3 protein-coding genes are annotated in these 3144 nt (G+C 43.5%); 1 reads left to right on the plus strand and 2 read right to left on the minus strand.

Annotation, left to right across the window (positions count from 1 at the left end):
- Positions 1-289: 289 nt before the first annotated feature.
- Positions 290-466, minus strand: coding sequence for a hypothetical protein (locus tag F6K49_RS38495; RefSeq protein ID WP_293105666.1), 177 nt, complete (start codon positions 464-466; stop codon positions 290-292).
- A gap of 401 nt (positions 467-867) precedes the next feature.
- On the opposite strand from F6K49_RS38495, the gene F6K49_RS38500 reads away from it, so the two are divergent.
- Positions 868-2592, plus strand: a complete 1725-nt coding sequence (locus F6K49_RS38500) for an IS1634 family transposase (protein WP_293105669.1) — start codon at positions 868-870, stop codon at positions 2590-2592.
- A 184-nt stretch (positions 2593-2776) separates the two neighbouring features.
- On the opposite strand, the gene F6K49_RS38505 is transcribed toward F6K49_RS38500, so the two are convergent.
- On the minus strand, positions 2777-2983 hold the full coding sequence (locus tag F6K49_RS38505; protein WP_293105672.1) for a hypothetical protein: 207 nt from the start codon (positions 2981-2983) through the stop codon (positions 2777-2779).
- Between the last annotated feature and the right edge of the window lie 161 nt (positions 2984-3144).

The following is a 3144-nucleotide window of genomic DNA, read 5'->3' on the forward strand; positions in this document are numbered from 1 at the left end:
TGGCTGTTGCCTGAAATTGGCTAGCAGCCGTGAAGCGATGATCAGCCACTGCCCACCAGACAGGAACTTTTTTAAGTCTATCTATCAAGAATCGTAGGGTGGGCAGTGGCTGTTGCCTGAAATTGGCCAGCAGCCGTGAAGCGATGATCAGCGACTGCCCACCAGACAAGAACTTTTTTAAGTCTATCTATCAAGAATCGTAGGGTGGGCAGTGGCTGTTGCCTGAAATTGGCTAGCAGCCGTGAAGCGATGATCAGCGACTGCCCACCAGACAAGAACTTTTTTAAGTCTATCTATCAAGAATCGTAGGGTGGGCAGTGGCTGTTGCCTGAAATTGGCCAGCAGCCGTGAAGCGATGATCAGCGACTGCCCACCAGACAAGAACTTTTTTAAGTCTATCTATCAAGAATCGTAGGGTGGGCAGTGGCTGTTGCCTGAAATTGGCTAGCAGCCGTGAAGCTATCATCAGCGACTGCCCACCAGACAGGAACTAATTGCAAAACCTTAGAAGTTAGAACTCCCGGTTCGCCTATTTTAAATCGAGTTAGAAAAAGCTGAAGGATTGAATCAGAGGTCTCGAGTATGGTACAAATGCACTGAGCAGACGGGCTGGGATTTTCCGGCGTCGGAACTGCACAAAGGGCGATTGGCCGATGGCCACCCTTGACGAAGGCAAGTTTTAACAGTGAAGTCTGTGTAGTGAAGTCTGTGGTTTGAAGATAATTAGGCCAAGATAGCAAAAACCCATGATGGTGTATGGATTTCGGTTTTGTGGGGGATTTTCAGAACTACTAAAAAAATAAGCAGCGCCAAGTATACCAAAAGACATAATCCCAACCACAAGCAAATCAGGATATATTGGTTGTTATGGCATTTGAACCGATAATCACAAACGAACGAGTCGATGATATCCCCGTACTCTTAACACAAATAGAGCAGATGGGAGTACAAAAGCTACTAGACAAGCACTTCCCCACACACGGAAATTGGAAAGGTCAAAGCCTTGGGGAGGTAGCAGTAATTTGGTTAGCACATATATTATCCCAAGCAGACCACCGTTTAAATCAGGTTCAAGCCTGGGCTTCCAAAGGATTAGAAACATTGAAAAGATTTGTCGGGGAAGGGTTACGTGAACTCGACCTTACGGATGATCGCTTAGAGGCAGTACTACGTTACTTTAACTGTGATAGAAACTGGTACTCTTTTGAGAAGGAACTCTACAGCAGTCTACTGCAAGTATATAATATACAGCCAGAACGAGTACGTTTAGATAGTACAACTGCTTCAAGTCACTGTGGGGTTAATCCCGAAGGGTTATTTCAATGGGGTCCGAGCATTGACCATCGTCCGGACTTGGCACAAGTCAAAATAATGTTGTCAACATTAGACCCTTTAGGAATGCCAATAGCGACGGAAATATTATCAGGAGAAAAAGCCGACGACCCATTATATATTCCCGCAATTGAAAGAGTCCGCTCAACGCTACAACAGTCAGGATTACTATATATTGGCGACTGTAAAATGGCATCAATGGCGACGAGAACTGAGATTGTATCCGGTGGAGATTTTTATCTTTGCCCTTTAAATGCCAAACAAGTAACTCGGGAAAAATTAATTGAATATCTTCAACCAGTTTGGAATGACAAGCAAGACCTGACAGCTATAGACTACGACTATGCTGATGGAAAAAATCGAGATATTGCTGAGGGTTTTGAACGAAAAGTTCATCAAAAAATTCAAGTTAACGACGCTCAAGATATATCTTGGGATGAGCGACAATTAGTAGTCCGGTCATTTGCCATTGTACAAGCGGAAGAAAAAAAATTAAACCAGCGCCTACAAAAAACCTCTGATGCTCTAGAACAACTGAAAATTCCCCGTCGTGGTAAGAAAAAATTCACTTCACTTGAGGAATGGGAATCGGCTGTAGCCAAGATTATCAAACGGTACCGTACCACTGGAATGTTTCAAATCGCTCTTCAAATCAAACGAGTCCAAAAAGTGAAAATACGATATCTAGAACGAGCATCTCAAACAGTAGAAGAACTATCCATAAACCTGGATTTTAAAATTGATAAAGAGGCGGTAGACCAGGAAAAAAAACTCTTAGGTTGGCGAGTTTATGTGACCAATCAGAATCCGGAACAATTTTCTTTGAAGCAAGCTGTTCGCGCCTACAGAGACGAGTATTTAACTGAACGAGGATTTGCCAGACTTAAGGGATTCCCACTTTCTTTGACACCAATTTATTTGCAGCGTGAAGACCATGTTACAGGTTTAATTCGACTACTTTCAATTGGTTTGCGCGTCTTGACCCTTCTGGAGTTTCAGGTGCGTCGCCATCTCGGGAAAAATCAGGAAAAGCTAACTGGACTTTATGGTGGGTTACCCAAACGAAAAACTGCCCGTCCTACTGCTGAAAGAATTCTGGCTGCGTTCAAGGAAATTACCTTGGTAGTAATTGAGGTAAAAAATGAAGTTTATACCCATTTGACTGCTCTTTCTCCTTTACAGCAGCGTCTTCTTGTTCTACTTGGGTTTTCAACTACTATTTATACTCAACTTGATGGTCAATCTTTTACTCCTGAGTAGCCTTTCTTATAACTCCCGAAAAAATGGGCGAACCGGGAGTTAGAAGTTAGAAGTTAGAAGTTAGAATTTAGAATTTAGAATTTAGAATCGGGAATCGGGATAATCGTAGGGTGGGCAGTGGCTGTTGTCTGAAATTGGCCAGCACCCGTGAAGCGATGATCAGCGACTGCCCACCAGACAGAAACTAATTGCAAGAAGTGCCGAATCGTAGGGTGGGCAGTGGCAAACTACCGAAATTGGCAAGGTTGGTGAAGAGCTCATTAGCCACTGCCCACCAAGGGGCGCGAAAGTATTTTTTTACTCTATTTTTTACTCTATCTGTAAAGAATCGTAGGGTGGGCAGTGGCAAACTACCGAAATTGGCAAGGTTGGTGAAGAGCTCATTAGCCACTGCCCACCAAGGGGCGCGAAAGTATTTTTTTACTCTATTTTTTACTCTATCTGTAAAGCTTGCTTCAGATGCGATCGCTCTCTACTTCAGGATGCATCTGATTAAAGCTGTTTGACCCAGTGGGTAGAATGGGAATCGAATGTGGAACAGACATCTTGCCA

It is taken from the genome of Moorena sp. SIO3I6 (assembly GCF_010672095.1).

Coding starts and splice junctions, on each gene's coding strand:
- F6K49_RS38495 (WP_293105666.1), bottom strand. CDS start 466: ATGATAGCTTCACGGCTGCTAGCCAATTTCAGGCAACAGCCACTGCCC.
- F6K49_RS38500 (WP_293105669.1), top strand. CDS start 868: ATGGCATTTGAACCGATAATCACAAACGAACGAGTCGATGATATCCCC.